At 41.8% G+C, this 18,181-nt stretch carries 12 protein-coding genes and 1 pseudogene; 6 read left to right on the top strand and 7 right to left on the bottom strand.

The features are described 5' to 3' along the window. Window positions 1–14 precede the first annotated feature (14 nt). From FIV01_RS09895 to ansA, 4 genes and pseudogenes are all read right to left on the bottom strand, one after another. Window positions 15–605 (bottom strand): annotated as a pseudogene (locus FIV01_RS09895) (alkaline phosphatase family protein); the annotation flags it as partial. A gap of 130 nt (window positions 606–735) precedes the next feature. Further along, on the bottom strand, window positions 736–1,179 hold the full coding sequence (locus tag FIV01_RS09890) for a hypothetical protein (RefSeq protein WP_152430855.1): 444 nt from the start codon (window positions 1,177–1,179) through the stop codon (window positions 736–738). Window positions 1,180–1,208: 29 nt separating this feature from the next. Next, on the bottom strand, window positions 1,209–2,624 hold the full coding sequence (locus tag FIV01_RS09885; RefSeq protein ID WP_152430854.1) for a coniferyl aldehyde dehydrogenase: 1,416 nt from the start codon (window positions 2,622–2,624) through the stop codon (window positions 1,209–1,211). Between the two features lie 586 nt (window positions 2,625–3,210). After that, window positions 3,211–4,227 carry an asparaginase gene (gene ansA / locus FIV01_RS09880; RefSeq protein WP_152430853.1) on the bottom strand — a complete coding sequence of 339 codons (1,017 nt, stop codon included), beginning with the start codon at window positions 4,225–4,227 and terminating at the stop codon, window positions 3,211–3,213. A 358-nt stretch (window positions 4,228–4,585) separates the two neighbouring features. On the opposite strand from ansA, the gene glsA reads away from it, so the two are divergent. Both glsA and FIV01_RS09870 read left to right on the top strand, forming a co-directional pair. After that, complete coding sequence (glsA, locus tag FIV01_RS09875; protein ID WP_152430852.1) at window positions 4,586–5,593, top strand: glutaminase A; 1,008 nt, start codon at window positions 4,586–4,588, stop codon at window positions 5,591–5,593. A 187-nt stretch (window positions 5,594–5,780) separates the two neighbouring features. Beyond that, a complete protein-coding gene (locus FIV01_RS09870; RefSeq protein ID WP_152430851.1) occupies window positions 5,781–8,477 on the top strand; it encodes a response regulator in 2,697 nt (898 codons plus the stop codon). Window positions 8,478–8,545: 68 nt separating this feature from the next. Here the strand turns inward: FIV01_RS09870 and FIV01_RS09865 are convergent, their stop codons facing one another. Both FIV01_RS09865 and sppA read right to left on the bottom strand, forming a co-directional pair. Continuing rightward, window positions 8,546–9,736 carry an MFS transporter gene (locus FIV01_RS09865; protein WP_152430850.1) on the bottom strand — a complete coding sequence of 397 codons (1,191 nt, stop codon included), beginning with the start codon at window positions 9,734–9,736 and terminating at the stop codon, window positions 8,546–8,548. Window positions 9,737–10,056: 320 nt separating this feature from the next. Then, window positions 10,057–11,907: a signal peptide peptidase SppA gene (gene sppA / locus FIV01_RS09860; protein ID WP_152430849.1), complete on the bottom strand. Its 1,851-nt coding sequence runs from the start codon at window positions 11,905–11,907 to the stop codon at window positions 10,057–10,059. A gap of 198 nt (window positions 11,908–12,105) precedes the next feature. Between sppA and FIV01_RS09855 the strand changes: the two genes are divergently transcribed. Continuing rightward, complete coding sequence (locus FIV01_RS09855) at window positions 12,106–14,118, top strand: NADPH-dependent 2,4-dienoyl-CoA reductase (RefSeq protein ID WP_172971830.1); 2,013 nt, start codon at window positions 12,106–12,108, stop codon at window positions 14,116–14,118. Between the two features lie 49 nt (window positions 14,119–14,167). On the opposite strand, the gene purU is transcribed toward FIV01_RS09855, so the two are convergent. Beyond that, complete coding sequence (purU, locus tag FIV01_RS09850; protein ID WP_152430848.1) at window positions 14,168–15,001, bottom strand: formyltetrahydrofolate deformylase; 834 nt, start codon at window positions 14,999–15,001, stop codon at window positions 14,168–14,170. Between the two features lie 196 nt (window positions 15,002–15,197). Between purU and FIV01_RS09845 the strand changes: the two genes are divergently transcribed. From FIV01_RS09845 to tsaB, 3 genes are all read left to right on the top strand, one after another. Next, a complete protein-coding gene (locus tag FIV01_RS09845; protein ID WP_152430847.1) occupies window positions 15,198–15,398 on the top strand; it encodes a hypothetical protein in 201 nt (66 codons plus the stop codon). 136 nt (window positions 15,399–15,534) lie between these two features. Further along, complete coding sequence (gene yoaA, locus FIV01_RS09840) at window positions 15,535–17,460, top strand: DNA repair helicase YoaA (protein ID WP_152430846.1); 1,926 nt, start codon at window positions 15,535–15,537, stop codon at window positions 17,458–17,460. An 8-nt stretch (window positions 17,461–17,468) separates the two neighbouring features. Beyond that, complete coding sequence (tsaB, locus tag FIV01_RS09835) at window positions 17,469–18,170, top strand: tRNA (adenosine(37)-N6)-threonylcarbamoyltransferase complex dimerization subunit type 1 TsaB (RefSeq protein ID WP_152430845.1); 702 nt, start codon at window positions 17,469–17,471, stop codon at window positions 18,168–18,170. Window positions 18,171–18,181 lie beyond the last annotated feature (11 nt).

Raw genomic sequence — 18,181 nt, 5'->3', positions numbered from 1 at the left:
GTTGGTGCTTTAGGTTAGTTACCCACACCACCATTATTTGTAGCTGGCATTTCCGGAGTGAGAGGCGGCCACTCTTTAAAGGTCGCTAAGTGTTTCTGCACTGCTGCCTGCGCAGGACCAAATGCCCACATTTTTTGTCCCATCCACTTTAGGTACATCCCAGATTCTTCCGCCGCCCTTTCGTAAGGGTCTCGGCGAAGGTTAAAAAGCAAAGGTACATTTAACTCTTCTTTTGGTCCACTCCATCCATGATTCTGAACCACAAAGTGGGCTTTCCAATCACCAACACGAACCGCCTGAAGTTTATCACGCTCATAATAGAAAATTTCATTACGATTCGATTGGCTATCTTTAGTGAGCATATCTAATTGATTGTAACCATCAAGGTGGGCCTTGAAGCCATCGTGGCCTTTCAGTAGTTTTTCTTTGAGGTCGGTAGGACCTCCCGCTGCAGCGACTAGCGTTGGTAACCAATCCATGCCATCAAATATGCCGTTGTTCACAGAGCCTGCTGGGATTTTTTCTGGCCAGCTGACTAAAGCAGGTGCTCTAACGCTTCCTTCCCAAGTAGTCCCTTTTTCACCGTGGAATTGTGTCATACCGCCCTGTTAGAAAAGCAGAACGCCCAGCGGTACAAGCCGGCTAAGCGTAATAATCCGATAGCATCATTCCATTTTCTGTAATGCTATCTATATTTGGATTACGCAGTACGCGGGCTTATCTTTAACAAGGTGGTCAACGAAGGTGTGCTGGCGTTTTAGATTTATCTCTATTCAAGTAGTAATACAGATACACCAATGAATAAATCGTGACGAACGCATCGAGCGCGAACACACCACTCCAACCGTAGAACCATTGGTAATCATTGATACAAACGTTGTACAAGAAAATGCCAACAAACATGGATTTCTCGAACGCGCTGTAAATCATTGTCGAGGTTCTAAGCTGTTTGTATTTCGCCGAGAACATGAGCAGAACGCCGATACAACCCACCATTACTCCCCAATGCTGATAGGCTCCTTGCAAGTACTCCTTATTTATCATCATGACGTCATTGTAGGAAAACAAAGTTTTCATGCTCCACTCTGGTGCCAAAAACGTAGAGAATGCAGTGGCAGTGAGTAGACCTGTGATGATCAAATAGGATTTGATCGTTTTTTCAAAAAATCGTTCTAACATATAAATAAACCTAAAATTTAAATCACTTGCTATTTTCCAAGCATATTCATGACTGCTGATTTCAATTCGTTATCTTCCGCTGAAAACAAGTGTTTTACTCTATGGTCCACGCCTGTTTCCATTACGGTTTTAGCATGAGAGAAAGTTAAAAAACCTTCTTTACCGTGATAATGTCCTATCCCAGATTCTCCAACGCCACCAAATGGTGCGTCATCCACAGCCAAGTGGAACACACAATCGTTGATGCACATTCCCCCGGAATGAACTCTGGTTCTCACTTGCGCTTGCAAGTCTCGATCAAAAGTCATCAGGTATAATGCGAGAGGTTGAGGTTTACTGTTGACGATGGAAAACACCTCTTCGATATTTTTATATCCGATAATTGGCAGTATAGGGCCAAAGATCTCTTCTGTCATAACAGTAGAGGTCAAACTTGGTTCAACCAATAAGTGGGTCACTAGCCTATGGTTACAAGGATCAAGTGCATCGCTATGGCAGGCTTCAATTCGAGTTTCTGCCTGTTCTTCTTCATCCAGTAACGCCATTATGCGTTCATACTGCCTTTGGTTTGCCATTGAGGTCAGGTTGTTCGAATACACCCCTTCAACAAACAAACTTTGGTACTGAGATTTGTACTCATCAATAAACTGCTCAACTTTACTCTCTGGCAACAATATGTAATCCGGAGCTACGCAAACCTGCCCATTGTTAAGGCTCTTGCCATAAATAATGCGTTCTACAGCAATATTGATTGGCATATCTTCCGCCACAATCACCGGCGATTTTCCGCCTAACTCAAGAGTAACAGGCGTTAAATTGGCCGCAGCGGCTTTCATTACGTGGCGACCAACTTGCGTTGACCCCGTAAACAACATGTGATCAAAATTTAACGCCGTAAACGATGCTGCGATATCGGCTTCACCCTCCACAACTTGAACTTCACTGTGATCAAATACCGTAGCAAGCATTTCACCCAGCACCAGATTGGTGTGTGGGGTAAATTCACTCATTTTTATCATCGCTCGGTTACCTGCTGCCAGCACTGATATTAGTGGTCCCACAGACAGCATGATAGGAAAGTTCCATGGTGTAACAATCCCAACCACCCCCTTAGGTTGGTAAACCACTTCAACTCGAGACGTAGAAAGCAAAGCTCCTGAGTGGCGAATTGACGACGTCATCCAATGCGGTAGGCAGTCGATTGTATGATCAATATTGCCTATACAAGGCAAGATGTCTGCCATCAATGTATCCAGTTGGCTTCGGTGCCCATAGTCTAAGCTGACAGCTGTACAAAGTTTGTCTGTATATTCGATTAGCGCGGACTTAAGCCCCATTAGTTTCTTGATTCTGCTAGCCTGACTTGGCATCGGGTTCGCTGTAAATGCCTCCCTCATAGAACTAAGAGCATTTTCCATCTGCACTGTTGTTAGATCATATTTCATACGGCACCTCATGGTTAATTTCCATACACAATAAGCAAGACAAACCGGTCGGTCTAGATGGGGATTGTCAATTTTATGTCAGAAGTTTTTACTGATAAAAGGGATTTTCTGAGTAGAACAATGAGTTTTAACTACCTTAAACGCATGAATTAAAACTAATAAATGAGGAAAGTAAGAGATGGGGGGGAGGGGGGGCGCAAAGTTTATTTTTGACGTGAAGGCAGTGGCCTCTGGACACACTTATCCTGCGAGAGCATAAAACTTCTCGCAAGCAGAGTCTCCCTCAACATCAATCTGCCCGGGTTCTAGCATGGTCCTCTTTGTTCCAGCCAAATATCCATTTGGATATAAGTGTTAATACTTATCAGAACGGCATTAAGCCGAAAGGCTGGCTTTTTTTGTATCATTATCTTCGCAACTATATTTGGGTATCAATTTGCATATTTTGGGCTCATTTGTTCTTTAAAGCTACGTCATGAACCGAATTATTCGAGTGAACAAGCAGACTTAAACTCACCAGATCAATTTATTGAAAAGCCGATAAATCATCGGCTTATTTCATATACTTTGCCAAAGTGGCTAATAATTAAATAGACATTTCGCCTCTTAACACTTGCTGCATCTGAGCCTTTACTTGCTCATAACTGAGATTTTGGCTGAGTAGATAGTGAAGCTTTGCCAATGCAGCTTCTGGTGTCATGTCATATCCACTGATCACACCTGCTTCGGCAAGAGCGCAGCCTGTGGCATAGCCCCCCATGTTGACTTTACCTGCCAAGCATTGGGTAAGATTGACTACGATAACACCACGTTCCGATGCATCTTTGAGGTGAGACAAAAGCTCTGGGTTTTGCGGGGCATTACCTACGCCAAATGTAAGCAAAATCATCGCATTAACAGGTTGTAGCAAGGTATTTCGAATCACCTCGTGTGAGATACCAGGATACATGGTAATCACACCAATCGGCTGTGGTGTAATGTCGTGTACTGTAAATGCTCCTGTCGCTTTTTCATCTACCACAACATCGTTACCGATCTGGATATTGATACCTGCTTCTAAAAGGGGAGATAGGTTCGGAGAGGTAAATGCATTAAAACCATCTGCGTGTGACTTAGTGCTTCGATTACCGCGCATTAACTTATTATTGAAGAAAAGCGTGACCTCATTAATTGGGTAGTTCGCCGCTATGTGGAGAGCATTAAGCAAATTGGCTTGGCCATCAGATCTAAGCTCTGCCAATGGGATTTGGGATCCTGTTACAATCACGGGTTTTGATAAGTTTTCAAGCATAAATGACAAAGCTGATGCCGTGTAAGCCATGGTATCAGTGCCGTGCAAGATGACAAATCCATCGTATTTATCGTAATTGCTTCGGATATCATCTGCGATTTGCTGCCAATCTTTTGGAGTCATATCCGATGAATCGATTAGAGGGGCATATTCATGGATAGTAAATTTGGGCATTTCGGGACGTTGGAACTCCGGCATACTTGCTAGCTGTTTTTCCATAAAACCTGCCACAGGAACGTATCCGTGATCATCAGACTTTTTCATTCCGATGGTTCCGCCAGTATAAGCGATATAAATATGTCTTCTTGCCATAGCTTAAAAACCAGTCAATTGTAGGGGAACAGAGCATGGGATTATATATTAATATAAGCCAAGGAAAAGTAGGTAGCTCCTCATCTATTCGCTTTTATCTGTTTAATTGTCAATAAATACCGTAAGCTAAGCCCTAAAATCATTTTTAACGCTTTGTATAGAGGAGAACACCTAAACCTAGACTAGCTTAAGGTCTCAAGAGCACTGGTATGACCAATTACTTTGATGACTTAGTTGTTTATAAAATGACATTCGCTAAGTTTTGCTATTATCTTTCTTGGTGAATTATCTGAGCATTATGTTTATTTTCTCCACTACCTGAGTTGCAATTTAACTAGCTTGTTTATCGAGGCTTTGTATGCATAGACAATTTTTATTGTTTTCTTCTTTACTTATTTTTTTATTTACAGTTCCCTCGTTTGCAAACCAGCGAGAAGACGACCAAGTTTGCGCTGTTGCACAGGCGGCTTACCTTAAATTCAGGAGCCTAAATTCTGGTAATAATGCTGCTTATATCAAGGCGCTGGAGTCTGTTGACCCAAAAACCTTCGGTATCTCAGTTGTGACTACAGATGGACGCGTTTGTGAATTTGGAGATTATGACGCTCCGGTCTCTATACAGTCTGTTTCAAAAGTTTTTACTCTAGCACTGTTAATGAAAAACAAAGGGCCAGATTTTGTTGAGGAGACCATAGGGGTTCAGCCTACAGGTATGCCCTTTAACTCTGTTTTAGCGATTGAAAATCAGCAAGGCTCTCCATCTAACCCTTATGTTAATGCTGGCGCTATTTCTACAGTGAGTTGGCTAACGACTCAAAATGAAATTGATCGTTGGAAGATGATTAAGGGTAATTTGGACAATTTTGCAGGTAAAAAGCTCAAAATCAATAATGATGTATTGCAGTCGGAAATGGAAGACAACAAGCGCAATCTTGGTATTGCTTTTCTGCTTGATTCATATGGAAGACTGGGCACCAGCCCTCTTGATGCAGTGACCACATATACCAAGCAGTGTTCAGTTAATGTCACCGCTCATGACTTGGCGGTGATGGGGTCGGTTCTCGCTAATTATGGTTCACACCCACTAACACATAAAAAAATACTAAACGGTGACTATGTGCCAAACATATTATCGTCAATGGTTATGTCTGGTGTGTATGATAATTCAGGTAGCTGGTTTTATGAAACGGGAGTTCCAGCAAAAAGTGGTGTGGGTGGTGGTTTTATTGCCATTATACCGGGAAAAATGGCCGTTGGTGTAGTATCACCACCGCTTGATGAGTTTGGTAATAGTGTGCGAGCTCAGAGAGCCGTAAGTTATATTGTTAAAGAGATGAACTTAAACCCTTACTCCAAGCAAAAGTAACCTTAATTCAGAACAATAAGCCAGTACCGCAAAGGGTACTGGTTATTTAGCCTTCTTTGTCGTTGTCTAGTCATTCCTTGGGCGAAAAAACACCTTGGTGACCGATGAAGTTTCCGCAACACTTCACACTTTTCGTACATCCGACTATCCTTATTTAAAATAAGATAAAATAAGAGCTAGGGTTCATATGAAAGGCAAGCGTCGATACTTGAGTATTAATAAAAAGCTACTCTTCGCCGTCACCATTATTAGTGTGTTTCTTGCCCTGACGACCACGAGCTACAGTCTGTATCATAGATTCCAACTTGATATAAGCCATATCAACAATGCTCTATCAAACATAAAGGTAAGCCAGTTATCAAGCATTACCAGTAGTTTATGGGTAGAAGACAGAGCGCTTCTTAAATCTCAGATCGAAGGGCTGTTAACGTTACCAGGTGTAGATTACGCCAACATATGGAATGATAAAGAGTCAGTCATCGAGAGAGGGCATAGACTAGATGATAATGCGATAACGCAAGTATGGCCACTAGAATACCAATTGAGAGGCAAGAGTTATGTTTTGGGAAATTTGATTATTCAATCGGATCTCACGCCTACCTACGATAGCTTGTGGTTACAGTTTGTTCATATCCTTTTTGCAGAAAGTATTCGTATTGTGCTATTAGTGGCAAGTGTTCTTGCCTTCACATGGTTTTTTGTCATCAAGCGGATAAATGTGATGGAGAAAACCGTCAGCAGTAGTGAAAATGACCAAGCTCCGAATAAAATTTTGCTTCCTCATGCATGGTTTAGAGACGAGATTACCAACTTGGCAGACAGGTTTAATCACTCTAGCGATGTGATTGAAAACCATTATTATCAGCTTAACCAAGCCAGAGAAAGTGCAGAAAAAGCAAAAGATGATGCGATTAAGGCCAGTAAGGCTAAAAGTAGCTTTCTGGCAAATATGTCACATGAAATTCGAACCCCCCTTAATGGTGTGATAGGTATTTCAGAGGTCCTTTCTGATACTTCATTAACAGCCATCCAACGTGACTACGTAGGTACTATTGAGACGTCATCTCATCTATTACTCAATCTCATTAATGATATTTTGGATTTCTCTAAGGTTGAATCTGGAATGCTTGTCATTAGCCCCAATGCTACCAATATAAGAGAATCGATTTATGATATCGCATCAATTGTTTCACCCAAGGCCCAAGAAAAAGAAGTTGAGCTAAAAGTAACGGTGACTGCAAATACGCCTTATTGTCTGATGGTTGACGATCATCGATTGCGCCAAATATTGATGAATTTTATGTCTAATGCTGTGAAGTTTACTGATCAGGGTGAGGTGCATCTTTGCGTAACCACTAAGAAGGTGGAAGATACAAATGCTGTTGTGGAGTTTTCTGTACAAGATTCAGGAATAGGGATTGATGAGCAGCAGCAAAAGAAAATTTTCGAGCCTTTTGTTCAAGAAGATGAATCTACAACGCGACAATTTGGTGGTACAGGGCTCGGGCTAGCCATCAGTACCCAATTGGTTGAACTTATGGGGGGGGAAATTCGCTTAGAGTCAATAAAAAGTCAGGGTAGCCGCTTTTTCTTTGAACTCTGTCTACCCATTGCCCAATTGGGTTATGATTCCAAGAATATCTCACGAATCAGTCCGTTATGTTTGGTCTGTGATGACAAAGCTCAGCAAGATCAGTTATGCGAATCTTTAAACTTCTATCATACACCTGTTTACCAATCCGTGACAGGGCTGGCCCATTTACCTGAATGGGTATATGAGAAAGATAATGTTATTGTTATCTACGTCGAAACTAGACCTAACATGGCAGCTCAAAGTGAGAGTCTCTTTCGTCATATTCATGATTTGGGCAAAAATGTATGTTTAATAAAGCACCTACACAGCCAACAGTTTGATTTTGGAGAAAGCGTTGGCGCTGTAATTACCCAGCCTTTACTAGGCCAGCGCTTGGTGAAGTTGATAGAGCGATTGGAACATAGCTTTGCTCAATCTTCTATTGAAACGCTAAAAACAACTAAAGAAGACGTTAACATCAACAAGGTATTGGTGGTTGATGATAATGAGGTTAACCGAAAGATTGCGACAATTCATGTTGAGAAATCCGGTTATAGTTTTGATCTTGCTGAAAATGGTAAGCAGGCTTTAGAAATGTTTAAGAAACATAACTATGCGTTGATACTTATGGATTGCATGATGCCAGTCATGGATGGATTTGAAGCAACAGAGAAGATCCGTCAATTAGAGCGGGAGGAAAACCGAGACCGCCTTGTCCCTATTATTGCACTTACTGCTAGCGTAGTGGATGAAGACATTCAAAAGTGTTTTGATGTCGGTATGGATGATTATCTAGCTAAGCCATTTAAAGCAGATGTTCTCCGAGAAAAACTGTCAGCATTTGTACCTCAGGCTCCCACGCGAAGACAACCAAAAAAATTAGAGGCAGAGCCTAAAGGTATGACTAAGGTACCTAGCGAATCTTTATCTGATTATTTAGGACGCATTTTGTTGGTCGAGGATAACAATGTTAATCAACAAGTTGCGTCAATAATCCTGAGTAAAGCGGGTTATCAGTTTGAAATCGCGGAAAATGGACAGGTAGCGGTGGAAAAATATGCGCAAGATAGCAATTTTGATATTATTCTAATGGACTGCATGATGCCGGTGATGGATGGATTTGAAGCGGCACAAAAGATTCGAGAATATGAGCGGTTCTCTGGTCTGTCTAAGACGCCCATTATTGCGCTGACAGCGAGTGTGATAGATGATGATATTCGTCGTTGTTTTGATTCCGGTATGGATGCATATTTACCCAAGCCTTTTAGGAAAGAGACGCTTTTACAAGAAATCGAGAGTATAACGTTATAAATTGGGAAATCGATACAGACTCGGAAACTAGTATTCTGAGTCTGCGTTCATAAGCTTTTCTTGTACTCCTATGCAGGAGAAAGCTCTGGCCTTGTATCTGTGAGAAAAAGTACTAGCAAGCAGGGTATTGAAGCTATTGCTAGATATAAACCCACGTAGGCTGAACCATGTTCCATCGCCTCTGTCACTATAAGGGGTGTAAGGCCACCAAAGATAGATAAGGCGATATTGTAACCCACCCCTAGACTTGTAATGTGGTTTTCTGAATGCTGCCAAAGTACGGCCACTGTATTGCCTAATATAACGGCAGATAAGGCACTAATACCTAAAACAGCACATGCTTGCAAAATAAATTGCTCAGAGCCAAGCAGTGCAAAGAGTGGGATAGCGGAAAACAACATGGCGATGGCACCAAACTTAAAGGCTTGTTTGGTAGAAAAGTATTTATCTACAATAAATGAGAATGTAAATATCAATAAAACCAAGATCGAAGAGTTTATTAATGCTAGATTCTCAATATTCATTGCTTTACCTAAAATGCCACTTGCTAAATTTTGTACGTAGAATATGACACCGGCAAGAACGGATAAACAGAAAACTTTTGTAATAACTTTATAGTTAGCTTGAGTCGCTATTTTTCCAGCTTTTGGTAACTCTGGCAAAGAAAGACGAAGGTATAGACTGACGATAATATTTATAACACCAATAAATAGCGGTATTCTCCAACCCCAAGTCATCATTTGCTCTTGATTAAGGAAGTACTCCAGCCCAGCAACGATTAATAGTGATATGATAACGCCTGAAATTGAGCTAGATACAATAAGACTGCTAATTCTAGAACGCTCAGATTTTTTTGCATCATACAAAAGGTAGTTAAACAAGGTTGGATATTCTCCCCCAAAACTAAATGCTTGGAGCATTTGTAGCACTAAGAATATAACCACTACATATTGGCCAACCGTTTCAACTGGGACTAAAGCCATTGAGACAGTCGCAAAACCTGTAAGTAGATTACAGAAAACCAAGGCCTTTTTTCGCCCATACTGTGCGGCATAGCGACAAATGACAACACCACCAATGGGACGAATTAAGAATCTCAATGCAAATACACCCCATACGATAAATTCTGAATGTTCAATCCCTTGGTTTGAAAATAATTGCGAAATGTACATAGATATCGACGCAAATACCGCGATATCATAGTACTCCATAGCATTACCAAGAACAGCACTAGCTCTCTGTTTCCACGTTAACGACAATATTGTATTCCTCTCTATATTTAGTTTGTATCTATAGGTTTTTATAAAAGCTGCCGAATTGTTTTTGTCAAAAATAGAGGCGAAAACTAACTAACTAAATTGTCAATATATTAAGTAGTGAAGTTTTTATAAAAACTATATTTTTACTTTTTTAATATGTGGGCATCATACATGATATAATGAACTTTTTCAAAAATTTAGCGGATAGATTAAGAAGTCAATAGATTTAAATTAGGAAGTAAAAAGACTCTAAGGTAGCTAGAAAATGCGCCTATACATTATATTTTTGATATAGGCGCTATAGCTGTGTTGGATATTATTTAGTTAACTTGGCAATTCAAACAAAACGCATACTGGCCTTTAGGATCGTTAAAGCTGCTTAGTAGACTTGTATCTTGAATTATTTGAGTTGCTGCAGGTCTTAGTGTGTGAGGAATAAGAGCGTAAACATCTAGACCAAGTTTGACTTTAACCTCATTCATCAAGTTTTGAATAAATTCTTGGGCTGGTGTCAGTGGCTCTTCAACCCAATATAAGTTGTAATCATCTAACTTGGCGAGCTCGGCGGCTAAGGTTATTGCGTCATCAAAGTCCCCCATTTTGTCTACTAGACCAAACTTTTCTGCATCTTGTCCTGTCCATACACGGCCTTGAGCTATGCTGTCCATGTTATTGATATCGATATTTCTGTTTTCGCTGACTAGATTAACAAAACGATGGTATCCATGCTCAATGCCGAGTTGAAGTGCATCGCTTGCTCCTTTGGATAAGCCAGTTGTTATACCAACACCTGAAAAAGGAGAAGTACCAACACCATCTGTATAGACTCCTAACTTGTTTAGTCCTTTTTCGAAAGTAGTAATCACACTGAAAATACCAATTGAGCCAGTCAGTGTTGTCGGTTGAGCGACAATTTTATCTGCACTCATAGAAATCCAATATCCACCAGATGCAGCCAAGCTTGACATAGATGCGACGACCGGTTTACCAGCTTCCCTTAGCGCTTGTATTTCGTTACGTATTACCTCAGATGCGAATGCACTGCCTCCTGGACTGTCGACACGCAACACTACCGCTTTAACGTTATCATCATTTCGAGCTTGACGAAGAAGTGCTGAAACTGTGTCACCGCCTGCTGTACCTTGTGGCTGTGAGCCATCCATAATGGCACCACTTGCAACGACTACAGCGATGTCATCTTTTGCAGAATCAAACTCAGGTTTTAGGGTAGTCATATATTGGTAGTAATCGACATGCTGATAACTATCTTCTCCATTAGAGCCGAACACTTCAACTAAGTCGGCTCTTACTTGTTGACGAGTAGCAAGCTCATCGACTAGTCCAAGCTCAAGAGATAAACCTGCAAGGTCACCATCTTGCTCCTCTAACTGGGCCAAAAACTCTTTCATGCTCGGGTTTAGTGTTTGTTTTGAAACCTGGCGATTGGTCGCGACATCATCGACATAAGCCCCCCAAAGTTGTCCCAGCCAGCGTGAGGCTGACTCTTTTGCGGCTTTTGACATATCGTCACGTACGAATGGCTCGATAGCTGACTTATAGGTGCCAACACGGAAAACATGCGTATTTACATCAAGCTTTTCTAATAGTGTTTTGTAGTACATTGAATAGGCACTATAGCCTTTGATGAGTACTGCACCATCTGGAGCTAGATAAATTTTATCTGCGTAACTGGCAAGGTAGTATTGGCTCTGATTGTAGAAATCGCCAGCGGCGTAAACGGGTTTGCCAGAAGCTTTGAATTCATTAATTGCTTTTGCTATGTAGCGAAGCTTAGTTAAGTTTGTCTCCGGCATGTTACCTAAAGCCAGCACAATTCCAGTGATCTTTTCATCATCTTTGGCATGACGAATGGTGTCTACTATATCAAATAGCAAATTTTCGCTTGGTATATCTTCACCGAATAGAGAACCAGCAACTGAATCCATTGGGTTCACGTAGCGAGATTGCTCTACAATTGGGCCCGAAATATTGAGAACGAGAGCTGATTTTTGAGCAACGCTCGGTGTTACCGAACCACCGGTTGAGTATATGAAATACAAAAGTCCGAGTGTAATTAGGAATATGAGGTTCACTAAAGCAAGGCGAACAAAGGTGATGGCTTTCCAAAAGCCTTTGAAAATCATGCCAATATACTTGAATATTTTTTTCATTCTGGCTCCACTGCGCATGTGCACAGGTATAAATCTAGATACGCTTGAGCATAAAAGTGTGAGTAGATATACATCCTACTTAAACTAGTATACTTGAACAACTACAAGATTGATCGGTGTTACAAAAATGTAAACACTTGTTTGATTTTAATCGCAGTCAAATCTATTGTGGTCAGACCAGAATAAGATAATAAAGTGATGTCTGCTATGTACCCAAATTTGTTAAAGCCCTTGGATTTAGGATTTACTCAGATTAGAAATCGAGTCTTGATGGGCTCTATGCATACTGGCCTTGAAGAACATAAAGAGGGGCTGGGAAAACTGGCTGCTTTTTATGCCGAGCGTGCAAAGGGTGGTGTTGGTCTGATTGTGACAGGAGGCTTTTCTCCCAATTTACGGGGCAGACTCCATCCGTTTAGCGCTGAGTTTAGCAAGCCAAAACACGCTAAAGCCCACAAAATCGTCACTGAATCTGTTCATAAGCATGACGGCAAAATCGCGCTTCAGCTTTTGCATGCTGGTCGTTATGCAATGCACCCCTTTTCTCAAAGTTCATCTGCTATCAAAGCGCCCATTGCTCGCTTTGCTCCGAGTGAAATGAGTGATCGGCAAATAAAGAAAACTATTGCAGCTTTTACTAATAGTGCCGTACTTGCCCAATCAGCCGGTTATGATGGGGTTGAGATTATGGGCTCAGAAGGATATCTAATTAATCAATTCATCTGTAAGCGAACCAACACTAGATACGATGATTGGGGGGGGAAATATGAGAATCGTATTCGCTTCCCACTAGAGATTGTCCGAGCGATGCGACAAGCAGTTGGGAAAGAGTTTATTATCATTTTTCGTCTATCCATGCTGGACTTAGTCGAAGAAGGCAGCACGTTTGATGAAGTAGTCATTCTAGCAAAAGAGCTAGAGAGAGCGGGAGTGACTATAATCAACTCTGGGATTGGTTGGCATGAGGCGCGCATTCCTACAATTGCGACGCAAGTGCCACGTGGTGCTTTTACTTGGGTAACGGAAAAGGTTCGTCCACATGTCTCTGTTCCAATAGTGACGTGTAATCGTATAAACACTCCGCAAGAGGCAGAGCGTATCTTATCTAGCGGTCATGCAGATATGGTGTCAATGGCACGTCCGTTCTTGGCTGATCCCTATTTTGTAGTGAAAGCGGAAAATGAACAGGCTCATTTAATCAACACTTGCATTGGATGCAATCAAGCTTGTTTAGACCATGTTTTCAAAGGTAAGAGGGCAAGCTGTTTAGTCAATCCGCTTGCTTGCCGTGAAGATGAGCTCAGAGTCACTCCCACCAGCTCGCCAAAAAATATTGCTGTCGTTGGAGCTGGACCAGCTGGGCTATCCTGTGCTACGACCTTAGCCAAGCGAGGTCATCATGTTGATTTATTTGAAAGAAACGATCGAATTGGTGGACAGTTCCGCCTCGCTATGCAGATCCCAGGAAAAGAAGAGTTTCGAGAGACTATTCGATATTTTGCAAATCAAATCGATGAAACGGGTGTAAAACTTCACCTTGAGACAAAAGCCAACTTTGATTTACTTTCTGAGTATGATGAGGTTGTCATGGCTTCTGGCGTTGAGCCACGTAAGGTTAAGATCGAAGGAGTTGAAAACCCTGAGAAAGTTATCGATTACCAAACATTGATCAAAGAGAAAGCTTATGTTGGAGAAAAAGTAGCGATTGTGGGCGCTGGTGGTATTGGTGTTGATGTGGCTACCATGTTAACAGAGCCGTCTGGTCATAACCTCGATGATTGGCTCCACGATTGGGGAATAGATAAAGATATTTCTCATCCAGGAGGTCTGTTCCCATATCCAGATTCTCACACTGAAAAAGATGTCTGGGTTCTTCAGCGCCGCGCAGGAAAAGTGGGTAAAGGACCGGGAAAAACAACAGGCTGGATTCACAAGCGAACTTTGGAGAAAAGAGGGGTAAACCTGCTTGGCGGTGTGAGTTATGACAAAATTGATCAGCAAGGTTTGCATATTACCTGTAACAACAAAACCCAATTACTTGAAGTTGATAAGGTTATAATATGTGCTGGTCAAGAGTCGGTTAGGCCTTTTGAAGACAAATGGCAACAAATGGGCGATAAACTCCACATTATTGGCGGTGCAGATCACGCTGGAGAATTGGACGCAGTTAGGGCAATTCGTCAAGGAGTAGAGCTGGCGATAAAGCTGTAAATTAAAGTTGAGCGGGAAGGCCTTTATTTAAGGTCTTCCCGTGTATAGATTAAAGTATGACGGTTTTATTTCCCATCACAAACACATGGTCATTGACCACTTTATTTAATGCTTTACTCAAAACGCTTTTTTCAACATCGCGTCCGGCTTGCGCCATATCTCCCGCGCTAAAGTTATGATCAACAGGTATGACGTCCTGCTTGATGATAGGGCCTTCATCGAGATCATTGGTGACAAAGTGGGCGGTCGCTCCGATGATCTTTACACCTCTATCATAGGCTTGTTGGTAAGGCCTAGCGCCAATAAACGCAGGGAGAAAGCTGTGATGAATGTTAATGATCTTATGGCGATAGTTTTCAACAAAAGAAGGTGTTAATACACGCATAAATTTGGCTAGAACAAGAAAATCTGCGTTGTATTGATCAATCACCTCAAGCATTTTCTTCTCATGTTCTTCCCTATCTAATCCTATGTGTGAGATATAGTGGTAGGGAATATCAAATTTTTCTGTAAGGCATTGAAGAATATCGTAATTACCCACCACAGCAGCAATATCAACATTGAGGCTCCCATCGTAACTTTTCATTAGAATATCGCCAAGGCAATGTGCTTCTTTGGTCACCATAATCACGATACGTTTTCGATTAGCCCCAACTAACTTTCGTGACGCCCCTTGAGGTAAAGCCTGATCCAGTTCATCAAGGAGTATACTATCGTTGAAGTACCCTTGCAGTTCAGTACGCATGAAAAAGTGACCGCTCGTATTATCTACAAATTCGTTGTTGTGAATAATGTTGAGCTGATGTTTGTAACAGATGTTGGTTACTTTTGATATAAGGCCTGGCGCATCTTTACAATGAGTAAGTAGTGTTTTCTTTTCCATTGGGATGTGACTTCCGTGAATTATGTTGTTTGTGACGAATAACTGAAATTTGGCGCTAAATTATTAAGCGGTCTGTAACTATACTGACTACAATTATCCTAATGTTGTGACAGTTTCAAGCATTAATCCTAGTTAACCGATTGGCTGGGTGAATTTGTCGAGAAACTGCCTGGTGTCAGCCCGAGAGGTAGTAGATATGGACAGAGATCTACTTGCGCGCAAGTTGTACTGCGAAAGAGTAAGTGCGCTGATTGGCGATCAAGAGCTTAATGAAGAACTTCTCAATGAAATGTGGGAAAACAGAGCATCGCCCAGTGAAGCTGCTCGTGCAATGACAGATTGCCAAAATGAGTTTGAAGGCCCCGCTTGGCTTTCGCGTTATTTGAATCGACGCTAAGTAACTGAAAGTAAAAAGTTCACATCCTCTTTTGAGAAGAGGCGTGTGCATTTGTTCACTCTATTTAAATTCGCATCGCGAGCTTGAACCTGACATAATCCGTTTTTACCCAATCTCAGATTCACATTCCTACTTGATGATTTCAAAAATTTTTTCAGCTGAAGGTGCCTTAGGTAAAGTAATTAAGGGCTTTCAACCGCGAAAAGCCCAGCTACAGATGGCTGAAGCCGTTTCCACTGCGATTCAATCCAGTCAGCAAGTGGTTATTGAAGCGGGCACAGGAACGGGAAAGACTTTTGCTTACCTTATTCCAGCACTGCAAAGTGGAAAAAAGACCATCATCAGTACAGGGTCAAAAAATCTCCAAGAGCAACTGTTTCACCGTGATTTACCCCTAGTGACTGATGCTCTCGGTTTTGGCGGGCGAGTCGCTCTGTTAAAAGGCCGGTCAAACTATTTATGTCTTGATCGTTTAAGTCGCCAGATGGTCGAAAGCCATGGTGAGGGAACAGACACTAACTTTCTTAGTCAATTGGTTAAAGTGAGGTCCTGGTCGAGTGAAACGAAAAGTGGTGATCTGGGTGAATGCAGTGATATTGCTGAAGATAGCCCCGTAATTTCCACAATCACTTCAACCAATGATAACTGTTTGGGAAAAGATTGCCCCAGCTATCAAGACTGTTTTGTTCTCAAAGCTCGCAAAAAAGCCATGGATGCCGATGTAGTTGTGGTCAATCATCATCTCTTCTTGGCTGATTTAGCGATAAAGGAAACTGGATTTGGTGAGCTTATTCCCGAAGCTGAAGTTTTTATTTTTGATGAGGCACACCAGTTACCTGATATTGCCAGTCAATATTTTGGTCAATCATTGTCTAGTCGTCAGATCCAAGAATTGTCTAAAGATATTGAAATCGCTTATCGCGCTGAAGCTAAAGACATGCGTCAGTTACAAAAAGTTGGGGAGAAGTTGCTACAAGGTGCAATGGATCTCAGGGTTGCGTTGGGGGAGCCTGGTTATAGAGGTAATTGGCGCGAGGCTATACAGTCTGCTTCAATTGAAAGGGATCTTGAGCGTTTGCGCGAGACGCTTAAATTTTGTATCGAAGTACTAAAATTAGCGCTTGGTCGTAGTCAGCTTCTTGACACAGCTTATGAGAGAGCTAGTGCGATACACGCTAGCCTAGTTAGATTGTGTGATGTTTCCATTACTGGATACTCATATTGGTATGAGACAACACCTCGCCATTTTAGCTTGCATATCACTCCTTTGTCGGTCGCTGATAAATTTCAAGAGCAGATTACACAAACAAAAGGTGCTTGGATTTTCACCTCTGCAACCTTAGGGGTAAACGGAGACTTCGGACACTTTACCTCTAGGCTTGGTATTAAGGCTGGTACTGAGTTAGCCTTGGCTAGTCCGTTTGATTACCACACTCAAGCAAAGTTGTGTGTTCCTCGCTACTTACCTGAACCTAATAGCCCTAATATGGCGGATAAGTTAACGTCTATGTTAGGGCCAGTGATTGAAAAAAATCAGGGTCGATGCTTCTTCCTGTGTACGTCTCATAATATGATGAAAGAATTGGTTGAAAGGTTTCGCAATAGCTTATCAATCCCTGTGCTAATGCAAGGAGAAACCAGTAAACAAAAAACTCTAAGTGAATTTATGGAACTGGGGAACGCCTTACTGGTTGCAACAGGCGCATTTTGGGAAGGTATTGATGTTAGAGGTGATGCCCTCAGCTGTGTTATTATCGACAAGTTGCCTTTTACAGCACCTGATGATCCTCTACTTAAAGCAAGAATTGAGGACTGTCAGTTAAAAGGAGGTCAGCCATTTTCACAGGTTCAACTTCCAGACGCTGTCATCACCTTGAAACAGGGAGTAGGGCGTTTAATTAGGGATAAAACAGATAAAGGTGTGTTGATCATTTGTGATAACAGGCTGGTCACTCGGGATTATGGTGGAGTTTTTCTTGCCAGTTTACCGCCAATTCCCAGAACGCGAGATTTGGCAGTCGTGCAAGATTTTCTTGCACAAATTAAAGAAACAGATAGTTAGAGAATTCAATGAGCGCAAAAATTCTTGCCTTAGATACAGCAACTGAAAATTGTTCTGTCGCATTACTTGTTAATGATCTTGTGTACGTACGTAGAGAAGTTGCACCTCGAGATCATACGAAGAAAATTCTACCTATGGTGGACGAAGTATTGAAAGAAGCGGGTCTTAGCTTGAATGAGTTGGATGCGTTGGCATTTGGTCGAGGTCCAGGTAGTTTTACTGGGGTCCGTATTGGCATTGGTATTGCACAGGGTTTAGCGTTTGGAGCTGAGCTGCCTATGATTGGTATTTCCACATTACAGGCGATGGCTCAAGGTAGTTACCGTAATATGGGTGCAACGCATGTAGCCTGTGCGATTGACGCTCGCATGAGTGAAGTGTATTGGGGGCGTTTTATGCGTCAAGAAGATGGCACTTGGGCTTCTGTCGATGACGAGGCTGTGATCCCTCCTGCTGTAGTTGCTGATAATAGTCAAACCGATGATATATCTTGGGTTACAGCTGGCACAGGTTGGGATGCTTATAAAGAGTCGTTGGATACTGTTCAATTCGATATTGTGACGGGTAATATTCTGTACCCAGATGCTGAAGATATTGTTGTGTTGGCCAAGTTTGAATTTGAAAAGGGCAATGTGGAAACCGTTGAAGAAGCCAGTCCGGTTTACTTACGTGATAAAGTAGCATGGAAGAAGCTGCCTGGTAGAGAATAAGAGGACTTAAC

This window comes from Vibrio aquimaris (genome assembly GCF_009363415.1).
GTDB lineage: Bacteria > Pseudomonadota > Gammaproteobacteria > Enterobacterales > Vibrionaceae > Vibrio > Vibrio aquimaris.
This window is presented reverse-complemented; position numbering and strand designations above follow the sequence as displayed.